Source organism: Shimia biformata (assembly GCF_016888515.1).
Classification (GTDB): Bacteria; Pseudomonadota; Alphaproteobacteria; order Rhodobacterales; family Rhodobacteraceae; genus Shimia_A; species Shimia_A biformata.
On record NZ_JAFEJK010000005.1, the window covers coordinates 1 to 24517 of the forward strand.

The following is a 24517-nucleotide window of genomic DNA, read 5'->3' on the forward strand; positions in this document are numbered from 1 at the left end:
CCGCAGCCGGTTGCCCAGCCCGTGCTGGGCATCGATGAACAGCCGGGCCCGGCCGGACGTCACCGCTGGCGCGGCCCTGTCTGCCCCGGCGCCAGTCCCAGCACCAGTCAGCGCGGCCACCGCCGCGCCATCGAGGATGATACGCAGATCCGGCCCTGATGTTGCGGGCAGGTCACCACGCATCAGCGCCTCGGTCGTGATCGAGGCGGGCGTGCCGATATTCTCCCAGGTGGGGACGAATGGCAGGCTGCAGGCCAGGGCGCTGGCCTCTGGCGGCAGGGCCATCAGATCGGCGCGCAGCACCAGGTCCTTGCCCTGTTCCGCGGCCAGACCGTCCAGCCGTTCCAGGGCACGGGCAGAGGCGTTGTCCCCCGACGGGATCTCGGTCTCGAGATCGACCACCAGGTAGCCCCCCGGCGCCGGGGACATCCCGGGCCGGCCGGCCAGCAGCACCTCGACGGTCAGCGGGCTGAGCCGGTCGAAGGGCTGGCTGGTCAGGGTCTGCAATCCGGCGCGGTCCAACCCCAGCACCCGCCATCCCAGCCGCCAGGCGGTCATTTCCAGCAGTGCGTAGTAATCGGCATCGGCGTCGATCTGCGGCGGCACCGGGTTGGGCAGCCAGCCCGACCGCACCAGCCGCATGTCCCCGCCGGTATCGGCATCGCCTTCCAGCGGCAGCGGAATCTTGTTCCTGTCCCAATAGGGCATCACGTTGGCCAGGAACCGGTTGCGGCGGATCCGGTACATGGTGCCGCCGGTGATCTCGCCGCGAGCCGAGACCTCCTCGTCGCTTCCGGCGCCAATCCGCTCGGCATCCGAATGAGGCAGGTGGAAGATGGTCCGGGGGTCGACATCGCGCCGGTCCGCCCCATGCGCGGTCAGCCGTTCATAGATATCGTCATCGTCCCAGCCATAGGTGGTGATGAATTCGTTGAAGCCGCCGACCGCCGCCAAGTCCGCCTTGTGCAGGTAGAAAAACCCGTTCACATGGGCCTGATCTTCCTGCGCCCGGCGCCAGTTCCCGGCGATGAAACAGCCGGGATCAAGCCGGTTGCGGGCAAAGAAATCCGAACTCAGCGTGATATCGGCATCCGCTTTCAGGATCCGCCCGCCCCGCGCCACGCGGAAACCGATATTGAAGGCATAGGACAGGATCCAGCGCGGTTCGCCATCGACGCGGATCACCCGGACCCGCGCATCGTCGACCCCCGCTGCGTCCAGCGCCGCGCGCACCGGGACGTCGGAACTCCAGTCCACGATCACGATCTCGGCGATCTCGGGACAGGCCAGCCAGGTCGGCAGCGCCTTGAGCAGGTTCTCGGTCCGGTTCATCGCGCAGGTCACCAGGCTGACGCTGTTGGTGCCATCCGCGGTGATCGGTCCCAGCGCAACCGGCGCCCCGGTTGACGCCCCGGTCGGGGCCGTCGGACCGGGCTCCGCCATCGCGGGTCTGCCTGTCGCTTGCAGGTCATGTGAATCGCCCGGATCGCTGTCTGCATCACCGGTCCCGGTCAGGGTCAGCTTGTAGGTGCGCGCCAGAAGAGAGACCACATTGCGGCGCTGGGAATCAAAATCGGCGTCACCGGTCTTGCCAAGCGCATTGGCGCGGTTCAAACCGGCTTCCGCAGCAGCCAGATTCCCTGCAATCGCCGCCTTTTGCGCGGCATTGATGCTTTTCCAGAATTCAACAAAATCGGGCACAAACAATCCACTCTGAAACATCGCGGCAGTCCCCTTGCCCGGCGAATTTGCACAAAAAACAGACAAGGTACCGATACCGGGGCTTCAAACCACACTCACCTTTAGGTTTCAAGGCGCTCAATTTCCCTGCCTGCGTATATGTCCGCCCCTACCCCCCGCCCTGCCCCGGTCTGCCCGGTGGCGGGCAGGGCGCACAGATTTTCATCCGGCCAGAGACAGGCTTGCAGACCCGCTCAGATTTAACGATACCTTGTACAAATTTTTGACCCGATCGGAGTACATTTTATATGATCGTTCCCGTTCTGCTGTGCGGCGGCTCTGGTACCCGGCTCTGGCCGCTCAGCCGGAAGAGTTACCCCAAGCAATTCCTGCCCCTGACCAGCAAGGACACCCTGTTCCAATCAACCCTGGGGCGTTTGTCCGGTCCCGGGTTTGCCGCCCCGCTGGTGCTGACCAATGACGCGTTCCGCTTCATCGTCTCTGAACAGCTGTCCGAGCAGGGCATCGACCCGGCCGCCATCCTGATCGAACCCTCCAGCCGCAACACCGCGCCGGCGATCCTGGCCGCCGCCCTGTGGCTCGAGCGCACCGATCCCGAGGCGCTGATGCTGGTGGCTCCCTCGGATCACGAGATTCCCGATTCCGAGGCGTTCCACGCCGCCGTCGCCGCCGGTGAAGCCGCAGCGCGGGCCGGCCAGATCATCACTTTCGGCATTCAGCCCGACCGCCCGGAAACCGGCTATGGCTATCTTGAGCTGGACCATGCCCCCGGCACCGGCGTCCACTGCGCCATCCCGCTGCGCCGCTTCGTCGAGAAACCGTCTCTTGAGCGCGCCGAAGCGATGCTGGCGGCGGGCAGTTACCTGTGGAATGCCGGGATTTTCCTGTTTTCCGTCAAATCCGTGATCGCGGCGTTCCGCGCCCATGCCCCGGCCCTGCTGGAGCCGGTCGGCGCCGCAGTAGAGAAGGCAACCGCCGATCTCGGGTTCATCCGGCTCGATCCCGCCGCCTGGGACGGCGCCGAGGACGTGTCGGTCGATTATGCGATCATGGAACACGCGCCCAACCTGTCGGTGGTGCCCTTTGCCGGCAAATGGTCGGACCTGGGCGGCTGGGATGCGGTGTGGATGGATTCGGGCCGGGACGGGCGCGGCGTGGCCGTGTCGGGCCACGCCACGGCGATCGACTGCGACAACGCGCTCCTGCGCTCCGAGGACAGCCGCGTCGAGCTGGTCGGCATCGGACTTGAGAACATCGTGGCCGTGGCCATGCCCGATGCCGTTCTGGTGGCCGATCTGTCGCGCACGCAGGACGTCAAGCAGGCGGTCACCGCGCTGAAGGAAAAGGGCGCGAAACAGGCCACCGAATTTCCCAAGGACCACCGCCCCTGGGGCTGGTTCGAAAGCCTGGTCATCGGCGACCGCTTCCAGGTCAAGCGCATCCACGTCCATCCCGGCGCCGCACTCAGCCTGCAAAGCCATCACCACCGGTCCGAACACTGGATCGTGGTCGAGGGCACGGCGAAGGTCACGATCGACGACGAGGTCCGGCTGGTCAGCGAGAACCAGTCGGTCTACATCCCGCTCGGCGCGGTGCATCGGATGGAAAACCCCGGCAAGGTGCCGATGGTGCTGATCGAGGTGCAGACCGGCAGCTATCTCGGCGAGGATGATATCATCCGCTACGAAGACATCTATTCCCGCGGCTGAAACGCGGAAGACAGGGACCCAACATGCTGATCTGGCACAATCCGCGCCATGACCTCTCGACGCTGGCCGACTGGCTGGCGGCGGCGGCCGGGGCCGCCGTGGTCCGGGACCTGACGGCGGCGGAAACCGCGCTGGACCAGTCCGGCACCCCCCCGCTGGTGCTGCTGAGCGCGGATCCGCGGAGCGTGATTGCCACGGCGCTGGACCGGGGCACGCCCCCGACCGAAGCGCTGCGCGACTGGAGCGCCGAGACCGAGGCGATGCTGGGGCTGTTCCGCCGCCACCGGCGCCTTGTCCACCTCGTCGATGCCGCCAGCGCCCGCGCCTACCCCGAGGCGCTGGCCGACCTGCTGGAGCTACCCGGTGATCTGCCCGATGTCCCCGCCGACGGGTCCGGGCCGGACCCGCTGTCGCTGGTTCTGGCCGAACACAGCCTGCGCGCTGATCTCACCGCCAGCCTGCTGGCCGACGAACTGGCCGCCAGCACCCCCGATCTCACCGATGGCGCGCTGCCGCTGCCGGCTGACCCGGCCGCGGCCTTCCTGTCCCTCCAGCTGTCCCGGTCGCAGCTGACCGAGATGACCCGCCGCGCCGAAACCGCCGAAACCGCGCTGAACGTCCAGCTTCGGCTGACCGAGGCCGCCACCAACGAGATGGACCGGCTGCAGCAGCGGCTTGAACAGGTCAATGCCGGGCTGGACAGCAGCCAGGCGCAGCTGGACGAGGTGACCACGCAGCTGGCGCGGCGCGACAATCAGATCACCGCCCTGTCCGGCCATCAGCAGACCCTGCGCGCCCAGATCCGGGACCGAGAAGAGGAACGGGCCGCGATCCAGGCCGAACTGGACCGGGTGATGGCCTCGCGGTCGATCCGGCTGACCGCCCCCCTGCGCCAGCTCGGGGATCTTGTGCGGCGGGCCCAGCAACGCCTAAGACGAGGCCGGACATGACAGGGTTTCGCGCCGGTATTCTGGGCGCGATCGCCGAGGGCGGCTCGTATGACGTGCTGCTGCACCTGGGCGCGGGATCGGGGCGCGACCTTGCCGCCTGCCTTGCCACCGACATCCCCCGGCTGGTGCTGACCGAGGCCGACCCGGTCCGGGCCAGGGCGCTGCGCCGCGCCGCCGGCAAGGACCCGCGGGTCGAAATCCTCGATCTGGCGGTCACCGATCACAACGGCCCCGCCACCCTGCACCACCTGTCCCTGCCCGACCGCTCGGGACTGCGCGCCCCCACCGGATTGAAAACGCTTTATCCCGGGTTGCGCGCCCTTGGCGAAACGGATGTCGAGGCCATCGACCTGCCAACCCTGCTGACGCGCACCGCGCTTCCCGATCCGCGGTCGCCCTCGGGCCCGGGAACCGGCATCCTGATCCTGGACGGGCATGGCGAAGAGGCGGTGATCCTGGAGCAGCTGGACGCGGCGGGACGGCTGATCGGCTTTACCGACATCCTCCTGCGCCTGCCCGCGCTGCCGCTTTACGAGGGCGCGCCGGACGGCGATGCGCTGCAAAGCTGGCTCGAGGCCAGGGACTACCGGGTGGCGGCCGAGGATCGCAGCGACCCCGACCTGCCCGAGATGCATTTCCGCTTTGGTGCTCAGACCGGCCGTTCGGGCCGGGCCGGGCAGGTTCCCGACACCCCGGACAGCCCCGACAAGATCCTGACCCGCCTGGTGGCCGATATGGACCTGGCCGTGGCGCGGCTGGCCCGGGATCCGGGCGCGACGCAGGGGGTCGCCACGCGACTGGCCGACCTGCGCGACCAGGCCCGCGCGCTAACCGGCACCGCCCCGCGCCACCTGCGCTGCCTGCATCACCTGGCCTGCACCGGTGGCACCTTGATTGCCCAATGTCTCAGCGCCCAGCCCGACACCTGGCTCCTGAGCGAGGTCGACCCGCTCAGCCCGATTGCCCATACCCACCCCTTTGTCCCGACCGACATGATCGGGCTGGCGCGGTTCAGCTCGCAGCCGGGTGGGGATGACCTGGACCTGGCCCTGTTCCGGGCCGGGCTGGACGTGCTTTACGACACCGCCCGGGACCGCGGCCTGTCGCTGATCCTGCGCGATCACGCCCACGGCCATTTCAGCCACGGCCCGGAGATTCCCGACCGTCCAACCCTAGACGAGATCCTGCTTGAGACCTACCAGCCGACCAGCCTGGTCAGCGTCCGCCATCCGCTGGATTCCTATCTCAGCCTGATGAACAACAAATGGGTGCATTTCACCCCCGGCACGCTGGCCGAATATTGCCGCCGCTACCATGTCTTCCTGGACCGGCACCAGGGCATGGCGCGCCTGCGGTACGAGGATTTCGTGACCGAGCCCGACCGCCACATGGCCTGGATCTGCGACCTGTTCGACCTGGCCTATTCGCCCGATTACGCCCGGCTGTTCCCGGACATCATTCTGTCGGGCGGCAGCGGCCGTGTCAGCCGGACCATCGGCCCGCTGCGGCCGCGCCGCCCGATTCCAGCCGACCTGACTCCCGAGCTGCGCGACAACGCCCCCTACGAGGCGCTGTGCGACCGGCTTGGATATGACCCGGACCCCGAGGCCCCGTTCCAGCCGACCTGATCTGACCGGGCGGGCTAAGGGGGCGCGGCAGGGTCGCACCCTCGGGCAGGCCCGAGAAATCGAACGTCTCGCCGTTCAGCGTCAGCACATCGCCTGCGACACTGGCCGCAAGCGGGGTGACAAAGCGCCAGGCAGTGTCGTCGCAGATCGCCAGCAGCCCGCCCTACCCTGCCCAGTCGCCCAGCGGGGCCGGGCCCAGGGCGTGGATCTCGCCCGGTTCGGGCACCGGCGGCGGGGTCTCGGCATCAAAGGTGGCAACCGTCATCTGGACCAGCCCGTCAAACTGCAACAGTGCTGTGTTGTGGGTCACGTGTTTCTGCGCCTGAGAGGGTTGCAGATAAGGCAGGCCCAGCCGGGCGGAAAGTTCGGGCATGACGTCTTCCTAGAACAGAGATTGCAGGCCCGGTTCTAGGGACAGGCGGTTAAGACTTGGCCGCGCGGTCGTGCGCCGGGTTTACCCCTGCTCAACCTCCGGCGGGGTCTGCTGTGCCGCCGCAGCCTCTTCCTGCGCGGCCAGCTGCTTTTCCAGCGCGATCCGCGCGCGGGTCTCGCGTTCCAACATCATCTGCGCCAGTTCAAGCTGTGCCCTGAGAAGTTCAATCTCGGCCTTGGGGTCAATATCGGAACCCATGCTCACCTCTTGCCATATCCGCGCCTCACCCTGCCACCGCCCGCTTGCGGACCCAGCCCAGGAAGGCCGTGTCGGGGGTCTGCGCCCCCGGCTGGCGGCCCAGGCTGCGCCATTCCGCCTCCAGCGCATAGACATCGGCGCCCGGCATTAGCGCCCGCGCCTGTTGCAGCGTTTCCGGTGCCAGCGGCCCGTCCTCGACCACCTGGCCGAGGCGGGCAAAGCGGATCAGGTCGCCCTCCTGTTCCGTCATCTCGTAATCGGGCACGTTGGCTTCTGCGATCATCTTGCGCAGCGCCGCCCGGAACACCCGCACCGGCGCGGTCGATCCCGACTTCTTGTGCAGCACCTTGACGCTGACCCGCCACTCGGGCTGACGGCCGCAATGTTTGCGCACCAGTTCATAGATCCGCCGCTCCAGCGGTTTCCTGAGCCGGAAGTAATCGCGGCTGAGCGTCAGCACCGATTTCGACAAGACCGCGCGGTAAAGCCAGTCGCTGAGGGTCACGGTCACGCTGACCATGCGCCCGCCCCCCTTGCTTGACCTTGGTGACTTGCGCACGATTTCCCAGCTTTCGATCAGGCCGAAGCCGGTGGTAGTCTCGGTGCCGCCGGTCTCAAGATTGGTGGTGATGCGCGTGCCCGCCAGCCGTTCAAACGCCTCGCGCAACCGGCCATAGCCGTCGCCCGAAGTGTCGCGATTGGTCGCCACCAGCAGGTCATGCGCCTTCAGCGTCAGGGTGCGGCTGATCTGGCGCCCGGCATTCAGCGCCGCCATCAGCTGGCTGATGCAATAGATCAGGATATCCTTGTCATGGATCGTGGCGCGGCCCTTCACGCTGGGCGTGACCTGCACGGTGGTGCCATTGTGTTCATAAGACAGGATGCGCCGGTCGGGTCGCGTCGAAAGCGAAAAGATCGGATGCTCCATCGAGGCCAGATCATCCTTGGGGCTGGCATCGAAAATGTCACAGATGAAGAAGTCGCCATTGGGATGACGGTCCGGCAGCAGGCCACCCGCCTGCACCACGCCCTGCCCCGCTTTCGCGGTCCCGCCTGTCACGGTCATGCCTGCCTGTCCCTCCGGCGCCGTCTGCCCCGCGCCATCTACCCTGACCATTCGGTCTTGTTTGTGTTCGATGGGGCCGCGCGAATCCCCGCCCCCGTTTTTCGGGGTTTCAGTGACACTCACCCTAAAGTTATCCACAAGCTGCGTCCAGCATCGCCCCGCCCCCGATCGTCGGATCAGAGTCGGCGCAACGTGGGATCAGAGTCATTCTATCGGGGTTTCAGAGTCAGACAGCCCCAAAAAAAACGCCGCAAACCCTTGGAAATCAGGCTGCTGACAAATACCACCAATCCCTGTAACCTCTATATAACAAAAAAATAACAGGATATGGCGGAACAAAGCACCGGGCGGCGACTGTCCTGATCCCTATCCCTGGCCTCAAACCCCGGAATTTACTGAGAAAAGCTCAAAAAACGGATCGGTGTGCGCAAAAAACTTCCATGTGCGGGGTTTTTCGGTATTCTGGCAAAAAAGGCGAACATCGCCAAAACCAGATGCACGAGCAGAGCAGATGAAGCCCGACACCGCCACCCCCCTGCCCCCCTATTTCAACATCAATCCCGACCAGGCGCTGGCGCAGCTGGGCGAGCCGGCCACCACCGCCGGGTTCGAACGCATTGCCCGCGCCTGCGAAGCCGGGCGCAGCGACCTGGCCAGCCGGGGTCTTGAGGAAAGCGGGACGCGATCCCTGCGGCTGTTCTCGACCTGGGAAATCACCCGCTATCTGATCCCCGTCGCCACCGGCCATTTCCGCCGCGTGCTGAAACAGAACCCCGACCTGCCGCAGGGCCGGTCGGAAACCCAGGGCGGCGCCAAGTGGTTCACGCTCGATGAGGTCTTGCGCCTGCGCGCCCATTTCGCCGCCGAAGGTTCCAAGGCCAAGGACTACCAGCCCTATCGCCCCGAAGGGCAGCCCGCCAAGATGGTGGCCGTGGCCAATTTCAAGGGCGGGGTGGGCAAGACCTCGACCGCGGCGCATCTGGCGATGTCGGCGGCGCTGGATGGCTACAGGGTGCTGGTGGTGGATCTCGATAGCCAGGGGTCCATGACCTCGATCTTCGGCGGCAAGGTGGCGGATGAATGGCAGACCGTCTTTCCGCTGATCGCGCGCCACTATGGCCGTCAGCTGCAATCGGACAACCAGCGTCGGCTGGACCGGGGCGAGGCGCCGCACCCTCTGGATGACAGCCTGGCCGAGGCGCTGGATGTCTCCGCCCAGTCGCTAGTGCAGAAGACCCACTGGCCCAATATCGACCTCATTGGCGCGCAACTGAATCTTTACTGGGCCGAGTTCCAGATCCCGGTCTGGCGCATGGCAGCGCGGGGCTGGAAACTGTGGGACGCGCTGACCGAGAGCTTTGTCGCCGACGGTATCCTCGATCAGTATGACGTGATCTTCCTCGATACGCCCCCGGCACTTGGCTACCTGACGATCAACGGGCTGGCGGCGGCGGATATACTTTTGGTACCGCTTGGAGCATCTTTCCTCGAGTTCGACTCGACGGGGCGGTTCTTTGACATGCTGCATTCGACCTTTTCTTCAATCGAAGAGGCCGAGAACATGGCTGCGCGTGCTTTGGGGCGCGAGGGGCTGAGTTTCGAATGGGACGCGGTGCGCGCCGTGGTCACCCGCTATGACGGTAGCCAGCAGGCCGAGCTTGCGGCGCTGATGCAGGCCTATCTTGGCCCCACCCTGTCGCCGCACCGACAGGATTTCACCGCGCTGATCGGTCAGGCCGGCGAACAGGTGCAGGGCATCTACGAGGCCGATTACCGCGATTTCAACCGCGAGACCTATGTCCGTGGCCGCGAGACCTTTGATGCCACCTATGCCGCGTTCAAGCAGCTCCTGATAGGAGCCTGGCGGCGTGACGAGATGGCAGAGCAGGCGGCGACGGCGGCCGAATGAGGTGTTTCGCGCGCGAAACGAGTCGGCGCGGTGACCATCTGTTCATTGTTAACGGGCAGGATCGGGCGAAAGAGGAGACAGAGACATGGCCAAACGCAAACGTCTGAGCGGCCCCAACCCCGACTACCTGCCGAAGGGCGGGCTTGAAACCGAGGCGATGTTCCCGGCCTATGCCGACGGGGGCTATCTCCGCCCTGCCCCGCCCATTGCCGAGGTTGCCGGCGAAGCCGCGGCGACGGCTGCGCTGGACGAGGTATCTTCGGCCTGGGAAACCGCGCGGCTGAACGGGCGGCTGGTGCTGGAACTGCCGCTGTCGGATGTGCAACTGGATTACCTCGTGCGCGACCGGGTGGCCGAGGATGATGACGAGATGCGGTCGCTGATGGCCTCGATCGCGGCGCGTGGCCAGCAGACCCCGATCGAGGTTGCGGACCTTGGCGACGGTACGTTCGGCCTGATCTCGGGCTGGCGGCGCTGCCGGGCGCTGGACCGGCTGCTGGAGGACACTGGCGAGGACCGGTTCGGCACGGTGCTGGCGCTGTTGCGGCGCCCCGAGGAGTCGTCGGATGCCTATCTTGCCATGGTCGAGGAAAACGAGATCCGCGTCGGCCTCAGCTATTTCGAGCGCGCCCGCATCGTGGCGAAATCCGTAGATCAGGGTGTGTTCGTGACACAACGGGACGCGCTGCAGGCGCTGTTTGCCAATGCCAGCCGCGCCAAGCGGTCCAAGATCGGCACATTTCAAAGCATCGTGCGGGCGCTGGACGGGCACCTGCGGTTCCCCGAGGCCATCGGCGAACGGCTGGGCCTGCAACTGGCGAAGGCGCTGGATGGCGACGGCGAGTTTGCCTCCAGGATCATCACCGACCTTGAACGTGCTGCGCCAACATCCGCCGAGGCGGAACAGGCCATCCTGCAGGCGGCGCTGGCCCCTGCCCCCGTTTCGGCACAAAAACAGTCCCTAACAGGCGGTTTAGAGACTGATATTGCGGTTTCTGACAGGTCGGAGACGGTCCAGCTGCGGCCCGGTCTTCAGGTGCAGACCCGTGTCGACGGCAGCCTTGTGATCAGGGGCGCGGCGGTGGATGCGGATATGCGCGACGCGTTGATTGGTTGGCTGGAGCAGAATTTCTGACAAATCGCCGTTTGTCTTGAAAAGGCAAAGGTCAAATTTTCGTAAAATGTTTCGCGCGCGAAACACTCACTCGGCGCTGTTCAAAAATCCCGTGCGTCCGATGCCTTCGTAGCCGATGAACCCGGCGCGCTTTGCATCCCGGGGATCATAGATATTTCGGAAATCGGCCAGCAGCGGGGTTTCCATCTTGCGGGCCAGCTTTTTCAGGTCCAGCGCGCGAAACTCGTTCCACTCGGTCAGGATCACCAGAAGATCGGCCTTCTGCGCCGCCCTATAGGCATCTTCGACCCAGGTGACACCGGGCAAAAGCGCCTCGCCCTCGTGGCGGCCCTGCGGGTCGGTGACGCGCACCTTGGCCCCGCCGCCGACCAGTGCCGGTACGATGGTCAGGCTGGGCGCGTCGCGCATGTCGTCGGTATTGGGTTTGAAGGTCACGCCGAGGATGCCGATGGTCTTGCCGTTGAAGCTGCCGCCGCACAGGTCCAGAAGCTTGTCGACCATGCGCCGCTTGGTTTCCTCGTTCACCTTGATCACGGTCTCGGTGATCTGCATCGGCACCGCGTTGTCCTGACCGATCCGCGCCAGCGCCTTGGTGTCCTTGGGGAAACAGGACCCGCCATATCCCGGCCCGGCATGCAGGAACTTGTTGCCGATCCGCCCATCCAGCCCCATGCCCTTCGACACCTGCTTGATATCCGCGCCCACCCGTTCGCACAGGCTGGCGATTTCATTGATGAAGGTGATCTTGGTGGCAAGGAAGGCATTGGCGGCGTATTTGATCATCTCGGCCGACTCCAGGTCGGTTGTGACAATCGGAAAATCGCGCAGATAGAGCGGGCGATAGATTTCGGCCATCACCTGTGCCGCGCGGTCGTTCTGGACGCCGACCACAACGCGGTCCGGTTTCATGAAATCCTCGATCGCGGCGCCTTCGCGCAGAAACTCCGGGTTCGAGGCGACGTCGAAGTCAAGCTCCGGGTTGGCCTTGCGGATCGCCTGCTTGATCTGCCGGTTGGTGCCCACGGGCACGGTCGATTTGGTGACCACGACAAGATAGCCGCTGGCGGCGTGGGCGATCTCTTCCGCGGCGGCCATCACATAGGTCAGGTCGGCATGGCCGTCGCCGCGCCGGGTTGGGGTGCCAACGGCGATGAACACCGCCTCGGCGCCCTCGATCGCGGCGTTCAGGTCCAGCGTGAACGACAGGCGTCCCGCGGCCACGTTCTTGGCCATCAGCGCATCGAGGCCGGGCTCATAGATCGGCACCTCGCCGCGCTCCAGCATCTCGATCTTCCTGGGATCCTTGTCGACACAGACGACCTCGTGTCCGAAATCCGAAAAACAAACCCCCGAGACCAGGCCGACGTAGCCCGTGCCGATCATTGCGATTTTCATGTCTGTGCCCCTTGCCGTCGGCTGTCACAGCCTGCCCTGTTTGTCGGCAATATATGGTCTTGGTTGCGTTACTTGAAGCTGAAACCACACCGCATCGGGCCGGGTCCTGACCTAGCCGTCTAGAAGCCGCAGCAGGTAGGCACCATAGCCGTTCCTGCCGACGGTTGCGGCGCGTGCGCGCAGTTGGTCGGCGGTGATCCATCCTGCGGCAAAGGCGATTTCCTCGGGGCAGCCGACCTGCTGGCCCTGGCGCTCGGACAGGGTGCGCACGAAGTTTCCCGCGTCCAGCAGGCTGGCATGGGTGCCGGTGTCAAGCCAGGCAAAGCCGCGGCCCATCTGCTCGACCGTCAACAGGCCGTCTTTCAGGTAGCTGTCCAGCAGGTCGGTGATCTCAAGCTCGCCGCGAGCTGACGGGGTGACGGCGCGGGCGCGGGCCGGGGCATCGCCATCCAGGAAATAAAGCCCGGTGACCGCAAAGGGCGAGGGCGGATGTGCCGGTTTCTCGACAATGGCGCGGACCTGGCCCTGGCTGTCGCAATCGACCACGCCATAGCGTTCGGGATCGGCCACGCGATAGCCGAACACGGTGCCGCCACTGGTGCGGGCATCCGCCGCCGCCAGCACCTCGGGCAGGCCGTGGCCAAAGAAGATGTTGTCGCCCAGCACCATGGCGCTGGGGGCCCCGTCGAGGAAGGCATCTGCCAGAAGATAGGCCTGCGCCAGCCCGTCGGGAGAGGGCTGTTCGATGAAACTCAGCGACAGCCCCCACTGGCTGCCATCGCCCAAGGCGCGGATGAACTGGTCACGGTCCTGGGGGGTGGTGATCACCGCGATCTCGCGGATGCCGGCCAGCATCAGCACCGACAGCGGGTAATAGATCATCGGCTTGTCATAGACCGGCAGAAGCTGTTTCGACACGCCCATAGTGACGGGGTAAAGCCGGGTGCCCGCGCCCCCCGCCAGGATGATGCCCTTGCGCTGTGTCATGCTTGTCCTTCCAGCCTGTCGATCACACGGGCCAGCCCCGCCTTCCAATCCGGTTGTGTAATGGCGAAATCGGCCTGAAGTGCGGCGCAATCCAGCCGGGAATTGAGCGGCCGTCGCGCCGGGGTGGGGTAATCGGCGGTGGTGATCCCGGTGACGTCGACGGCGCGACCCGCGATGCGGAATGTTTCGCGCGCGAAACCGGCCCAGCTGACCGCCGGGGCGCCGGCATAGTGATAGATCCCGCCCGGATGTCCCGCGATCAGAGCTTGTGCCAGCGTGATCAGGGTCTTGGCGATGTCATCGGCGGCGGTCGGGCCGCCGATCTGGTCGTCCACCACCCAGAGCGCCGACCGGGTGTCCGAGAGCCGCAGCATGGTTTTGACGAAATTCCGCCCATGGGACGAGAATACCCAGGAGGTGCGCAGGATCAGCGCCTGCCCACCAGCCGCGGCGATCGCCAGTTCGCCTGCCCGTTTCGAGCGGCCATAGGCATTCAGCGGTGCGGTGGTGGCGTCCGGGGCAAAGGCGGTGGTGCCGCTGCCGTCAAAGACGTAATCGGTCGACAGGTGCAGGAAGGGCAGGCCGCGCGCGGCGGCGGCCCGGGCCATGGCGCCGGGGGTGTCGCCATTAACGCGCGTGGCGGTGGCTTCGTCCCGTTCGGCGCCGTCGACATCGGTATAGGCGGCGGCATTGATCACCGCATCGGCATCGGTGGTGGCGATCCGGGCCATGCAGGTCTCGGGATCGGTCAGGTCGGCCTGGTCCCGGCCCAGAGCGGTGACATGCAGGCCGGCATCTGCGGCCGCCAGCGCCTGCAGCACATGGGCCACCTGCCCGGTCCTGCCAAAGACCAGAAGCTTCATCCCTGCCCCGCTGCCGTGACCATTGCGCCGTCCCTTGCTGCCCCGTCCGTGCCGCCCATGCTACGCGCGCGCCGGGTCCGGGTCTATCTTTCGAAATGTCCGGTCTGATGCCAGCGCCAGGCGTCGGCGATCATGGTCTGCAGGGTCGAGCGGTCCGGCCGCCAGCCCAGCTCGGCCTCGGCGCGGGTCGAGCCCGAGACCAGCCGGGTGCAGTCGCCTGCCCGCCGTGGCCCCTCGGTAAAGGGCACATCGCGGTTGGTTACGGCGCGGGAATGGTCGATCACCTCGCGGACCGAGAACCCCTTGCCGGTGCCCAGGTTGAAGACGCGGCTGTCCTTGCCCGCCAGCAGCCATTTCAGCCCCAGCACATGGGCATCGACCAGGTCACAGACATGTACGTAATCGCGGATGCAGGTGCCGTCGGGCGTGTCGTAATCGGTGCCGTAGATGGTGAGCGCGGCGCGCTTGCCGGCAATCGCGTCCAGCATCAGCGGAATGAGGTGGGTCTCGGGCTGGTGGAACTCGCCGACCTCAGCCTCGGGATCGGCACCGGCGACGTTGAAATAGCGGAAGATCACGTGGCGCAGCCCGGTTGCGGCGCCGAAATCGCGCAGCATGTCCTCGATCGCCCGTTTCGAGCCGCCATAGGCGTTGATCGGCAATTGCGCACAGTCCTCGTCCAGCGTGACCCCGTCCTGTTCGCCATAGGTGGCGCAGGTCGAAGAGAAGACGATGTTCAGGCAGTCCGCCGCCACCGCCGCCTCGATCAGGTTCAGCGCACCGGTCACGTTCTCGCGCCAGTAGCGGCCCGGGTCGGTCATGCTTTCCCCGACCTGGCTGAGCGCGGCGAAATGCATCACCGCAGCCGGGCGATAGGTGGCAAAGACCTGCTCCAGTCGCGCCCGATCCAAGAGGTCGCCCTGCTCGAAGGGGCCGAATTTCACCGCCTCGGCCCAGCCGGTCGACAGGTTGTCATAGGTGACCGGTGTGAACCCCGCCGCCTTCAGCGCCTTGCACGCATGAGAGCCGATATAACCGGCCCCGCCCGTCACGAGGATATGTGTCACTGTTCCACTCCGGCTTGTCCCTGGCGCTTGTTGCCGGCCCCTTTCTGGCGGCAATCGAATCCGCATTCAACCGCCCGTGCGCCGGCTTGTGTCAATTTGTGACAGAGGGGGCAGGGCAGGGGGGGCGGTCCTCTGTTCAGCCCCCGTCAGCTTTCCGTCAGCCGCCCGTGCCCAGCCGTTCCCCGACTCCGTCCCGCGCCTGCAGCGCGCGCCACCAGTCTTCGTTGTCGAGATACCAGCGCACGGTGCGGCGCAGCCCCTCGTCCAGCGTTACCGAGGGCCGCCAGCCCAGTTCGCTGCGAATGCGGGTTGGGTCGATGGCATAGCGCAGATCGTGGCCCGGACGGTCGGCGACAAAGGAAATCAGGCTGGAATAGGGTCTGTTCTGCGGGCGCATCCCGTCGAGGATGGCACAGAGCTTGTGGACCAGGTCGATATTGGTGGCCTCATTCTCGCCGCCGATATTGTAGCTGCGCCCGACCACGCCCTTTTCCAGCACCAGAAGCAGCGCCTCGGCGTGGTCCTCGACATAAAGCCAGTCGCGCACATTTTGCCCCTGCCCATAGACCGGGATCGGCTTGCCGGCCAGCGCGTTCAGGATCACCACGGGGATCAGTTTCTCGGGGAAATGATAGGGGCCGTAGTTGTTCGAACAATTTGTGATCACAAATGGCAGGCCATAAGTTTCGCCCCAGGCGCGGACCAGGTGATCGCTGGCGGCCTTGGACGCGGCATAGGGCGAGTTGGGCGCGTAAGGGGTGTCTTCGGTGAACTGCCCGGTGGGGCCAAGCGTGCCATAGACCTCGTCGGTCGAGATATGGTGGAAGCGGAACCCGGCGGGCCGTCCCGCGCGTTCCCAGTGGCGGCGCGCCGCCTGCAACAGGGCCATGGTGCCGGTCACGTTGGTCTCGACAAAGGCGGCGGGGGCGTCGATCGAGCGGTCGACATGGCTTTCGGCAGCCAGATGCATCACCGCATCCGGGGCAAATTCGGCGAAAACAGTGTCTAACATGGCGCGATCGCGGATGTCGGCATGGACAAAGTGATAGTTGGGCGCATCGGCGACGGGGGCGACATTGTCGAGGCAGGCGGCATAGGTCAGCGCGTCGAGGTTGAGAACCTCGTGGCCCATCGTGACCGCGCGGCGCACCACGGCGGATCCGATGAACCCCGCGCCCCCGGTGACCAGAAGCTTCATGGCGTGACCTCGTATCGGAAGGGGCTGGGGCTGTCGGCCAGGGTCGGGGCGGCGGCGTCCTTGTCAGACAGGATCGCCGCGGCGCGCGTCACGCCCCAGTCGATTGCCAGCGCCGGATCGTCGAAGGCGATGGCGCGGTCGCAGTCGGGAGCGTAGTATTCCGAGCATTTATAGACGATCTCGGTCTTGTCCATCAGCGTCACGAACCCATGTGCGAAACCTTCCGGGATCAGCAGTTGGCGGCCGTTTTCCGCGCTGAGTTCCTCCGCCACCCATTGGCCATAGGTCGGTGATCCGGTGCGGAGATCGACCGCGACATCCAGAAGCGCACCCTGCCCGCAGCGCACCAGCTTGGCCTGCGCATGGGGCGGCGCCTGGAAATGCAGCCCCCGGACGGTGCCTTTCTGCGCCGAGACCGAGTGATTGTCCTGCACGAAATCAATCTCGATCCCGGCTTCGGCCATCCGCTGGCGGTTCCAGCTTTCGCTGAAAAAGCCGCGCGCATCGCCGAACCGCGCCGGGGTCAGGATGATAACGCCGGGAAGGGGGGTGGTTTCGATCTGCATGTCCGCCCTGTGCCTGCCTTCCTGTCCGTGCCGTGTCGCTGCCTTGTGCCCGCCCAGCAGTAGCAAGCCAGCCGGGACCTGTCACGGGAGCAGTGGCGGGAGGGTGACGGTGGCGCGGCTTGGTTTGACAGGGCTTGGTTTGACAGGGGCGGCATTTCATGGTGACTGCCGACATAGGACGAGTGGAAGGACGTTTCGTGGCAGGTGCAGGACAGCTGGCAGCGGTGATCGTGACCTATAACCGGCTGGACAAGCTTCAGGCGACGGTGGCCCGGTTCCTGGAAAGCCCGGCCTTAGAGCTGGCGCATCTGGTGGTGGTCGACAATGCCTCGTCCGATGGCACGGCAGACTGGCTGGCGACCCAGACCGATCCCCGGCTCTCGGTCCTGCGCATGGCCAGCAATACCGGCGGGGCAGGCGGGTTCGAGGCCGGCATGCGCCACGCGGTGGCGGGTTTTGATCCCGACTGGCTTCTTCTGACCGATGACGATGGCCGCCCGGCCCCCGGCGCGCTGGCAGCGTTTCACGCGCTGGACCTGTCACGCTGGGACGCGGTGGCGGCGGCGGTCTATTTCCCCGATGGCGCCATCTGCGAGATGAACCGCCCCTCGCGCAACCCGTTCTGGCATGGGCGCGAGTTCCTGCGCACCCTTTTGCGCGGCGGCGGGCGCAACGGGTTTCACCTCGACCCGGCGGCCTATGACGCCGGGGTGGGGCGGCCGGTCGACATCACCTCATTTGTCGGTTTCTTCATCTCGCGGGCGGGGGTGGTCCAGGCGGGATATCCCGACCCGGGGCTGTTCATCTATGGCGATGATGGCATCTACACGCTGGAACTCAGCCGCCGCGGGGGGCGTATCGGCTTTGAGCCCTCGGTGCGGTTCGAGCATGACTGCTCGACCTTCGGCAGCGATCAGCGCGGTCGCTTCCGGCCCCTGTGGAAGGTCTATTATTATCACCGCAACCTGTTGCTTCTCTACCGGCTGGCGGCGGGTTGGCTGTTCTGGCCGCTGATGTGCCTGATCCTGCCGAAATGGCTGCTGAAGGTGCGCTACCACAAGGGCGAGCGGCGTGCATTCCTGCGGCTTCTTGGCGCGGCGGTCGGAGACGGGCTGCGCCGGCGGCTGGGGCGCGGGCTGGCTGCGGTCACGGCCCTGGCCGGGGTGAAGTGACGCCCGTCAGTTGGTCCGGTCAGTTGGTCCGATCAGTCGTTCAGGATGTCGCGGTGATAGCGCCCGATCAGGATGACTCCGAAGGCCAGCAGCACCAGCCCGACAAACAGCACATAAGCCACCGAGGGGTAATCGGGTTGGTAATTGGGGTAGAACCCCATGCGCATGTAGCCGGTGATATGGAGGACCGGGTTGTACCACAGGATGTCCTGCGCCGCTTTCGGCATATCCTCGTAGAGGAAGAACACCCCCGAGGCCAGGAACAGCGGCCGGGTTGCGATCGACCAGACCCGGTCCCAGGCCGGGATCTTGCCGATGAGGGCGCAGTTCAGCGTGCCCATGCCCAGCCCCACCAGAAGCGCCAGCGCCAGCGCCAGGAAGATCGGCGGCGCGTCCAGCACGATCCTGGTGTCCAGCGTGAGGATGATCCCGGTCATCAGCAGGTAGATCACCAGAAGCCCGGTCAGGCTGTTCAGGATGAACCGGGCCAGGATCGCGTCGACCCAGGTGACCGCCGGGTAGAACAGCAGGGCCTTCGAGAACTGCAGTGACCGCGCCACCGTGTTTTCGATGCCACCATAGAGGCTGAAGGGCAGGAAGCCGGTGGAGAAGAACAACAGGAAACTGCTGCCCAGCGGCGGGGTCCGCACCACCAGCGCAAAGGCAAAGCCCAGGACGACGATGCCGCCCAGCGGTTCGAGGATGGCCCAGAGATACCCCCCCGGCGAGCGGCCATAACGCGACGACATCTCGCGCAGGATCAGCGCCATGATGGTGCGCAGGGTGGCGAAACTGCGGGTCGGCAGGGGCTGGGCAGGGGTGTCAGGAAGCGATGACGGGAAAGCATCAGGAGGCGACGACATCTTGAACCTGTTCTAGCGTTTGGCACGGCGATTATGTACAACAACCAGGATGTTTTCAAACTGACAATGCCGGGCAAGTTTTTGACGGATAACGCAAATACCGATGAATCGCCGAAGGCCGCCGCTGGCGCCGGGGCAGAGACCAATGGCGCGGCCAGTGCAGGTCCCGATGCGGGGCTAAATCCCGGCCAGAAACCGGGCCAGAAATCGGGCAAAGGCGGCAAGCGCAAGGGCCCCCCGGTGGTCGAGATTCGCCCGCAGGCGGAACCGGCGCGGATGAAGCGGCGGCATTGGCGGCTGATGCTCAGCTTCGTGATCCTGGTGCTGGTGCCAACCGTGCTGGGTGGGATCTACCTGTTCGGGGTGGCGCAGGATCAGTATGCCTCGACCGTTGGCTTTACCGTGCGCAGCGAAGAGGGGGCGGATTCGGCCGACCTGATCGGCGGCCTGGCGCAGTTTGCCGGGGCCAGCGCGGGCACCGGGGCCGATGGCGACGTGCTTTATGAATTCATCCAGAGCCAGGGCATGGTCGAGCGGATCCAGGACCGGCTGGACCTGAAGGCGCATTACGCCGCCTATCACGATGTCGACCCGCTGTTCTCGTTGACGCCGGATGCCAGTATCGAGGACCTTCTGGATCACTGGTCACGGGTGGCGCGGGTGACCTATGACCAGGCCACCGGCCTGCTGGAATTGCAGGTCCTGGCCTTCGATCCCGATTTTGCCCAGGAGGTCGCGCAGCAGGTGCTGAGCGAAAGCCAGGAGATGATCAACGCGCTCAACACCCAGGCGCGCGATGATGCCATGCGCTATGCGCTGACCGATCTCGACACTGCCGTCGCCCGCCTGAAACAGGCACGCGAGGCGCTGACCGCCTTCCGCACCCGCACCCATATCGTCGATCCCGCCGCCGATGTGCGGGGCCGGATGGGGGTGCTGAACAACCTGCAGCAGCAGCTGGCCCAGGCCCTGATCGAATATGACCTTCTCAGCGAGACCGACGTGCGGCTGCCGCAGGCGCGCCAGCGCATCGCGGTGATCCGCGAGCGCATCGAGGAAGAGCGCGCTTCCTTTTCCAGCGACTCCGGCAGCACCGCCACCCGCGAGGATTACCCCGCGCTTCTGGCCGAATACGAGGGGCTGGTGGTGGACCGGGAGTTTGCCGAGGAAAACTATCGCGCGGCCCTGGCCGCGGTCGAGGGCGCGCGGGCGCAGGCCTCGCGGCAGAGCCGCTACCTGGCCGCCTATATCCAGCCCACCCGCGCCGAGACCGCGGAATATCCGCAGCGGGCCATGGGGCTGGGGCTGTTGGGGCTTTTGCTGCTGCTCAGCTGGGCGATCCTGGCCCTGGTCTATTACTCGATCCGCGACCGCCGCTGACCGGGAGGGGGGCATGATCCGGTTCGAGAACCTGACCAAGAGCTTCTGGGTCAACGGCAGCCGCAAGGTGGTGATCGACAACCTCTCGGCCACCCTGCCGACCGGCAAGTCGCTGGCGCTTCTGGGGCGCAACGGGGCGGGGAAATCGACCCTGCTGCAGATGATCGCGGGCACGATGCGCGCCGACAGCGGGCGGATCATCTCGGAGGGGACGATCTCGTGGCCGGTCGGGTTCGGCGGGTCGTTTCACCGCCAGCTGACCGGCGCCCAGAACGTACGGTTCATCGCCCGGATCTACGGCGTCGACACCGAGGAGCTGATCGAGTTCGTGCGCGTCTTTGCCGAGATCGGCAAGCATTTCCACATGCCGGTGCGCAGCTATTCCTCGGGGATGAAATCGCGGCTGGCCTTCGGCACCTCGATGGGAATCCGTTTCGACACCTACCTGGTGGACGAGGTGACCGCCGTCGGCGACGCCAGGTTCAAACGCAAGAGCCGCGCGGTGTTCCGCGAACGGATGAAGAAATCCAGCGCCATCCTGGTCAGCCACGACATGCAGCAGGTCCGCCAGTTCTGCGATGCCGGGCTGGTGCTGGAACATGGCAAGATCCAGTATTTCGACGACCTCGACGAGGCGATCGCGCTGCACGAGCGCCTGATGCGCCTGTAATCCTGCCTGTAACCCCCGCGAAGGGCCGCCAAGATCGGGGGCATTTTCCCTAAACGCCGCAATTCCGCCCGGATCGAAACCGCATTGCCGGCACCCGTCCCGGCCAGGGTGACCGGGTTGGGAAAACCGTGGGGCGGGTATGGACAGTTTAGGCTGGACCGATGGGATTGCGTCCAGGGCCGATGTGACCAGCATCGGCATCCGGGATCTGGAACATGTGACGGTGGCGGGGCAGGAATTCGTGGTCGCCACCACCGGCGATGGCGGGGTCTGCCTGTTTTCGCTGCTGCCCACCGGTGCGCTGGTGCATCTGGGTACGATCGTGCGCGCGCCGGGACAGGAGCTGGGCGGGATCACCGCGTTCGAGGTGCTGGAGGCGGTGATCGGCGGCCCGGACCGTCCACCCCTGGTGATGGCCGGGAACGCGGGGCCGGGACCGTTCCCGAACCCCGCTCCTGATCCGACACCGGATCCCGAGCCGACGCCCGATCCAGACCCCGAACCGGCGTCGGTCCCCGGGGTCGCGGTCACCGGGTCCGCCGGGGCGGATACGCTTGAGGGCACCGCGGGCAATGACACGCTGACAGGGCAGGGCGGCGCGGACTGGATCACGGGCGCGGAGGGCGATGACCTGATCCTGGCCGATGGCGGCGCGGATACGGTTGCGGGCGGCAGCGGTGATGACAGCATACTTGGCGGGCCGGGCCGCGACGACCTGCGCGGTGGCGGGGACGAGGATACGTTGCGCGGCGGTGCCGGGGACGACCTGCTGTATGGGGGCGAGGGCGCGGACTTCCTGCAGGGCTGGACCGGCGATGACACTGCCGATGGCGGCGACGGCAATGACACGCTGCAGGGCAATGAGGGCGCGGACTGGATGGACGGCGGCACTGGCAATGACTGTCTTTTAGGCGGCGGTGGGAACGATACGCTCTTGGGCGGTGACGGTGCGGACGTCCTGCGCGGGGGCAAGCTTGACGACAGTCTTGAGGGTGGCGACGGCAACGACAGCCTTTATGGGGGCGACGGGGCGGACACGCTGTTGGGCGGCGGCGGCGCGGACGTCCTGCGCGGGGGCAAGCTTGGCGACAGTCTCGACGGCGACGGCGGCGACGACAGCCTTTACGGGGGCAGCGGGGATGACACGCTCAGCGGCGGGCTGGGTGATGACCTGCTCAAGGGCGGCGGCGGCGTGGACGACCTGCGCGGCGGCCATGGCAATGACGAGATGCACGGCGGCGCCGGTGCCGACCGGCTTTTCGGCTATTACGACGACGATCTGTTGATCGGCAACAACGGCGAGGATGTGCTGAACGGGGATGCGGGAGACGACACGCTGGATGGCGGCTCCGGGCGCGACCGGCTGACCGGCGGCGCGGGCGCGGATTGCTTTGTCTTCCGGCCCGGCGGCCACCGCGACCGGATCACCGATTTCACCCCCGGCACCGACCGGGTCGAGTTCCACATTTCGGGCCTTGGCTGGGATGACCTAGAACGGTTCGACCGGGACGACGGGGTGCAGATCGTCTGGGATGGCGGCGGGGTGCTGCTGGAAGGGATGGTGGAAACCGCCCTCGACCCGGACGATTTCCTGTTTTTCTAGGGTCGGGAGTCAGACCAGGGCGATGTCGTCGGCCAGGTCCGCGGTGCTGGTCAGCCCCTCAAGGGTGATGCTGTCGCTGCCGCCGAAGTCGAACACCACGTCGCCGCCGATCACCGAGGCGAATTGCGTGACCACCTCGACCGCGGTGAGGGCGCCGCTCCAGAGACCGGCATCCAGTTCCAGCATGTCATGTCCAAGCTCGAAATCGGTGACGGTGTCATGGCCGATCTCGCCCTTTTTCAGCAGGAAGCGGAACTGGTCGGCCCCGGCATCGCCGGTCAGGATGTCATCCCCGGCATGGCCCAGCAGCCGGTCCTTGCCCGCCCCGCCGATCAGCGTGTCCTTGCCCGCCCCGCCATTGAGCCGGTCATGGCCGGTGCCGCCTTCCAGGATATCCTTCCCTCCGCCGCCAAGTAGGAGGTCGCCCTGGGCGTCACCCTGCAGCTCGTCCGCGCCGCCGTGACCATAAAGCTTGTCCCGTCCGCCGCCGCCGCTCAGCTCGTCGCCGCCGGTGCCACCAAACAGCTGGTCGTTGCCAGCTTCGCCCATCAGGATGTCGGCCTTGGCGTTGCCGCGGATCACGTCATTGCCATTGCCGCCAAGGATCTGGTTCGCGGCGCCGTTGCCGGTCAGGATGTCATCGGCGCCGCCGCCTTTCAGGTTCTCGATCACGGTGTTGGCGTCGATGACCACATTCCCGGCAAGCCCGGCGAGATTCAGGATTGTGCCGGGCGCGAGGTCGATGACCTGGGCCGTGGTCGCGGTCTCGAGGTTCAGCGTGTCGATGCCGCCGGTGTCGTAGATGGTGAAGCCGATCGGCCCGCCGTCATAGATCGCGGTGTCGATGCCCAGGAATAGCTCGTTCATGACATCTTCCAACCAGCCGCCGACATTGGAATGCGCGCCCCAGACGGTGTTGCCGCCATAGACCGAGGCGGCCCCGTAAAGCGCGGCGATGGCGGCGATATCGGCCGACATCGGCGACACGACGGTCACGTCATCACCCGAGACATTGGGGTTCTCAGCGACCGAGAAATAACTCATCAGCGTCATCTGGGTGCTGTCGTTGACATAGACATTGTCGACCCCGAATGTCGCCGATCCGTCATAGGGCCCGGCATGGCCGATCCCCAGCGCGTGGCCGATCTCGTGCAGGAAGGTCTGGAAGGAATAGCTGTCGATCGTGGACCCATAGGCCGAGATCCAGGTGGTCGAGATATTGACCGTCGAGGCCGCGTTGATCCCGTCGACCGGGTTGAAGGAACTGGGTCCGGCAAAGGCGCCGGGCTGGCTGTCGTCAAAGACGATATCGGCCGAGGAGGAAGAGGTGCGCCGGAAGGTGATCCCCAGCGCGGTGCCCCAGGTTTCAAGCGCCCATTCCGCCAGCGCCTGGCCATCGGAGGTGAGACCCGAGATATTGTAGGTCAGCGTGTCGCCGGGACCGGCGTCGAAGTGGATCGGCACGCTGTAGCCCCAGCCGAACTCGGTCATGTAGGTGGCGATCTGGTCGACCGAGAAGGTCGAGGTTGACACTTCCAGCGCGTAATCGCCGGTATTGGTGCCGAAGCTGCCGACATTCAGGTAATAGGTGCCGGTTGTCGGAGCGGTGAACTCGACCAGCGAGAACAGGTTGTTGATCTCGACGTCGTCATTGAAGGCAAGCTGGGTGCCGGAACTGTTATGGACCGCAAGCGTGGTGTCCGAGAGCCCGTCGAAATAGCCGTTCACCCCGCGCACCCAGAAGACGTAATCCTCGCCGGCGGTCAGTTCGACCGCGATCCAGTCCTGGTCGCTGCCCGACCCGATCGTGCCCAGGAACGTGTCGTCCACCGACACCGAGGCCGTGGTCGCCGTGCTTGCGGCGGCATCGCCGGATTCGGCGATATCGGCCCCCAGAAGGGCGCTGCTGGTGGGATTGAACCCGTCAGGGCTGGATTTGGCAGTCATGTTGTCGCTCCGCTTGAGTGCCCCATGCTGGTGGTCTCGGGCTGTGTGTTGTCCGGTTACGTCTCCGGCGGCTCCGC

Annotated in this window: 21 protein-coding genes; 9 read left to right on the plus strand and 12 right to left on the minus strand. The window is 65.9% G+C overall.

Annotated features, from left to right (window positions below):
- Positions 1-1722 (minus strand): glycosyltransferase family 2 protein (locus JQ863_RS18895; RefSeq protein ID WP_204115909.1); only part of this gene is annotated, 1722 nt, incomplete at its 3' end.
- Between the two features lie 266 nt (positions 1723-1988).
- Here JQ863_RS18895 and JQ863_RS18900 point away from each other — a divergent pair.
- Genes JQ863_RS18900 through JQ863_RS18910 form a run of 3 tightly spaced genes read left to right on the plus strand, consistent with a single transcriptional unit; the run spans position 1989 to position 5988 of the window.
- Positions 1989-3410, plus strand: a complete 1422-nt coding sequence (locus JQ863_RS18900) for a mannose-1-phosphate guanylyltransferase/mannose-6-phosphate isomerase (RefSeq protein ID WP_204115910.1) — start codon at positions 1989-1991, stop codon at positions 3408-3410.
- A 23-nt stretch (positions 3411-3433) separates the two neighbouring features.
- Entirely contained in the window at positions 3434-4360 is a 927-nt protein-coding gene (locus JQ863_RS18905) for a hypothetical protein (protein ID WP_204115911.1), read from the plus strand.
- The gene (locus JQ863_RS18910; protein ID WP_204115912.1) at positions 4357-5988 is read left to right on the plus strand and encodes a sulfotransferase family protein; all 1632 of its coding nucleotides are present in this window, start codon (positions 4357-4359) and stop codon (positions 5986-5988) included. Before JQ863_RS18905 ends, JQ863_RS18910 begins: the two co-directional genes overlap by 4 nt.
- Positions 5989-6151: 163 nt before the next feature.
- On the opposite strand, the gene JQ863_RS18915 is transcribed toward JQ863_RS18910, so the two are convergent.
- From JQ863_RS18915 to JQ863_RS18925, 3 genes are all read right to left on the minus strand, one after another.
- Complete coding sequence (locus JQ863_RS18915) at positions 6152-6361, minus strand: DUF2793 domain-containing protein (RefSeq protein ID WP_204115913.1); 210 nt, start codon at positions 6359-6361, stop codon at positions 6152-6154.
- Positions 6362-6442: 81 nt separating this feature from the next.
- Positions 6443-6619 (minus strand): hypothetical protein, encoded by a 177-nt coding sequence (locus tag JQ863_RS18920; protein WP_204115914.1) that lies wholly within the window; start codon positions 6617-6619, stop codon positions 6443-6445.
- Positions 6620-6644: 25 nt separating this feature from the next.
- Positions 6645-7685: a replication initiator protein A gene (locus JQ863_RS18925; protein WP_204115915.1), complete on the minus strand. Its 1041-nt coding sequence runs from the start codon at positions 7683-7685 to the stop codon at positions 6645-6647.
- A gap of 511 nt (positions 7686-8196) precedes the next feature.
- On the opposite strand from JQ863_RS18925, the gene JQ863_RS18930 reads away from it, so the two are divergent.
- The gene (locus JQ863_RS18930; protein ID WP_204115916.1) at positions 8197-9594 is read left to right on the plus strand and encodes an AAA family ATPase; all 1398 of its coding nucleotides are present in this window, start codon (positions 8197-8199) and stop codon (positions 9592-9594) included.
- Between the two features lie 85 nt (positions 9595-9679).
- A complete protein-coding gene (locus tag JQ863_RS18935; protein WP_204115917.1) occupies positions 9680-10729 on the plus strand; it encodes a ParB/RepB/Spo0J family partition protein in 1050 nt (349 codons plus the stop codon).
- 66 nt (positions 10730-10795) lie between these two features.
- Here JQ863_RS18935 and JQ863_RS18940 read toward each other — a convergent pair whose 3' ends face one another.
- The 6 genes from JQ863_RS18940 to rfbC all read right to left on the minus strand — a co-directional run bounded on the left by JQ863_RS18940 (position 10796) and on the right by rfbC (position 16805).
- The gene (locus JQ863_RS18940) at positions 10796-12124 is read right to left on the minus strand and encodes a UDP-glucose dehydrogenase family protein (protein ID WP_204115918.1); all 1329 of its coding nucleotides are present in this window, start codon (positions 12122-12124) and stop codon (positions 10796-10798) included.
- 111 nt (positions 12125-12235) lie between these two features.
- Positions 12236-13111 (minus strand): glucose-1-phosphate thymidylyltransferase RfbA, encoded by an 876-nt coding sequence (rfbA, locus tag JQ863_RS18945; RefSeq protein ID WP_204115919.1) that lies wholly within the window; start codon positions 13109-13111, stop codon positions 12236-12238.
- Positions 13108-13974, minus strand: coding sequence for a dTDP-4-dehydrorhamnose reductase (gene rfbD / locus JQ863_RS18950; protein ID WP_204115920.1), 867 nt, complete (start codon positions 13972-13974; stop codon positions 13108-13110). Before rfbD ends, rfbA begins: the two co-directional genes overlap by 4 nt.
- An 83-nt stretch (positions 13975-14057) precedes the next feature.
- Positions 14058-15041 (minus strand): UDP-glucose 4-epimerase GalE, encoded by a 984-nt coding sequence (gene galE / locus JQ863_RS18955; protein WP_204115921.1) that lies wholly within the window; start codon positions 15039-15041, stop codon positions 14058-14060.
- Positions 15042-15198: 157 nt separating this feature from the next.
- Positions 15199-16239: a dTDP-glucose 4,6-dehydratase gene (rfbB, locus tag JQ863_RS18960; RefSeq protein WP_204115922.1), complete on the minus strand. Its 1041-nt coding sequence runs from the start codon at positions 16237-16239 to the stop codon at positions 15199-15201.
- Positions 16236-16805 carry a dTDP-4-dehydrorhamnose 3,5-epimerase gene (rfbC, locus tag JQ863_RS18965; protein ID WP_204115923.1) on the minus strand — a complete coding sequence of 190 codons (570 nt, stop codon included), beginning with the start codon at positions 16803-16805 and terminating at the stop codon, positions 16236-16238. The genes rfbB and rfbC overlap by 4 nt, the downstream gene beginning before the upstream one ends.
- Before the next feature lie 197 nt (positions 16806-17002).
- Between rfbC and JQ863_RS18970 the strand changes: the two genes are divergently transcribed.
- The gene (locus JQ863_RS18970) at positions 17003-17977 is read left to right on the plus strand and encodes a glycosyltransferase (protein WP_338055553.1); all 975 of its coding nucleotides are present in this window, start codon (positions 17003-17005) and stop codon (positions 17975-17977) included.
- A 32-nt stretch (positions 17978-18009) separates the two neighbouring features.
- On the opposite strand, the gene JQ863_RS18975 is transcribed toward JQ863_RS18970, so the two are convergent.
- Positions 18010-18840, minus strand: a complete 831-nt coding sequence (locus tag JQ863_RS18975) for an ABC transporter permease (protein WP_204115925.1) — start codon at positions 18838-18840, stop codon at positions 18010-18012.
- 33 nt (positions 18841-18873) lie between these two features.
- Between JQ863_RS18975 and JQ863_RS18980 the strand changes: the two genes are divergently transcribed.
- From JQ863_RS18980 to JQ863_RS18990, 3 genes are all read left to right on the plus strand, one after another.
- Complete coding sequence (locus JQ863_RS18980; protein WP_239113641.1) at positions 18874-20220, plus strand: KpsE/RkpR family capsule polysaccharide export protein; 1347 nt, start codon at positions 18874-18876, stop codon at positions 20218-20220.
- Between the two features lie 13 nt (positions 20221-20233).
- Positions 20234-20890, plus strand: coding sequence for an ABC transporter ATP-binding protein (locus tag JQ863_RS18985; RefSeq protein ID WP_204115926.1), 657 nt, complete (start codon positions 20234-20236; stop codon positions 20888-20890).
- A gap of 139 nt (positions 20891-21029) precedes the next feature.
- Positions 21030-22493: a calcium-binding protein gene (locus JQ863_RS18990; protein ID WP_204115927.1), complete on the plus strand. Its 1464-nt coding sequence runs from the start codon at positions 21030-21032 to the stop codon at positions 22491-22493.
- A 9-nt stretch (positions 22494-22502) separates the two neighbouring features.
- Here JQ863_RS18990 and JQ863_RS18995 read toward each other — a convergent pair whose 3' ends face one another.
- Positions 22503-24440, minus strand: a complete 1938-nt coding sequence (locus JQ863_RS18995) for a M10 family metallopeptidase C-terminal domain-containing protein (RefSeq protein ID WP_204115928.1) — start codon at positions 24438-24440, stop codon at positions 22503-22505.
- Positions 24441-24517: the final 77 nt, after the last annotated feature.

Bases quoted from the DNA above. Each gene is read 5' to 3' on its own strand.
- JQ863_RS18900 (WP_204115910.1), top strand. From the start codon at position 1,989: ATGATCGTTCCCGTTCTGCTGTGCGGCGGCTCTGGTACCCGGCTCTGG.
- JQ863_RS18905 (WP_204115911.1), top strand. From the start codon at position 3,434: ATGCTGATCTGGCACAATCCGCGCCATGACCTCTCGACGCTGGCCGAC.
- JQ863_RS18910 (WP_204115912.1), top strand. From the start codon at position 4,357: ATGACAGGGTTTCGCGCCGGTATTCTGGGCGCGATCGCCGAGGGCGGC.
- JQ863_RS18915 (WP_204115913.1), bottom strand. From the start codon at position 6,361: ATGCCCGAACTTTCCGCCCGGCTGGGCCTGCCTTATCTGCAACCCTCT.
- JQ863_RS18920 (WP_204115914.1), bottom strand. From the start codon at position 6,619: ATGGGTTCCGATATTGACCCCAAGGCCGAGATTGAACTTCTCAGGGCA.
- JQ863_RS18925 (WP_204115915.1), bottom strand. From the start codon at position 7,685: ATGACCGTGACAGGCGGGACCGCGAAAGCGGGGCAGGGCGTGGTGCAG.
- JQ863_RS18930 (WP_204115916.1), top strand. From the start codon at position 8,197: ATGAAGCCCGACACCGCCACCCCCCTGCCCCCCTATTTCAACATCAAT.
- JQ863_RS18935 (WP_204115917.1), top strand. From the start codon at position 9,680: ATGGCCAAACGCAAACGTCTGAGCGGCCCCAACCCCGACTACCTGCCG.
- JQ863_RS18940 (WP_204115918.1), bottom strand. From the start codon at position 12,124: ATGAAAATCGCAATGATCGGCACGGGCTACGTCGGCCTGGTCTCGGGG.
- rfbA (WP_204115919.1), bottom strand. From the start codon at position 13,111: ATGACACAGCGCAAGGGCATCATCCTGGCGGGGGGCGCGGGCACCCGG.
- rfbD (WP_204115920.1), bottom strand. From the start codon at position 13,974: ATGAAGCTTCTGGTCTTTGGCAGGACCGGGCAGGTGGCCCATGTGCTG.
- rfbB (WP_204115922.1), bottom strand. From the start codon at position 16,239: ATGAAGCTTCTGGTCACCGGGGGCGCGGGGTTCATCGGATCCGCCGTG.
- rfbC (WP_204115923.1), bottom strand. From the start codon at position 16,805: ATGCAGATCGAAACCACCCCCCTTCCCGGCGTTATCATCCTGACCCCG.
- JQ863_RS18975 (WP_204115925.1), bottom strand. From the start codon at position 18,840: ATGTCGTCGCCTCCTGATGCTTTCCCGTCATCGCTTCCTGACACCCCT.
- JQ863_RS18980 (WP_239113641.1), top strand. From the start codon at position 18,874: ATGTACAACAACCAGGATGTTTTCAAACTGACAATGCCGGGCAAGTTT.
- JQ863_RS18985 (WP_204115926.1), top strand. From the start codon at position 20,234: ATGATCCGGTTCGAGAACCTGACCAAGAGCTTCTGGGTCAACGGCAGC.
- JQ863_RS18990 (WP_204115927.1), top strand. From the start codon at position 21,030: ATGGACAGTTTAGGCTGGACCGATGGGATTGCGTCCAGGGCCGATGTG.
- JQ863_RS18995 (WP_204115928.1), bottom strand. From the start codon at position 24,440: ATGACTGCCAAATCCAGCCCTGACGGGTTCAATCCCACCAGCAGCGCC.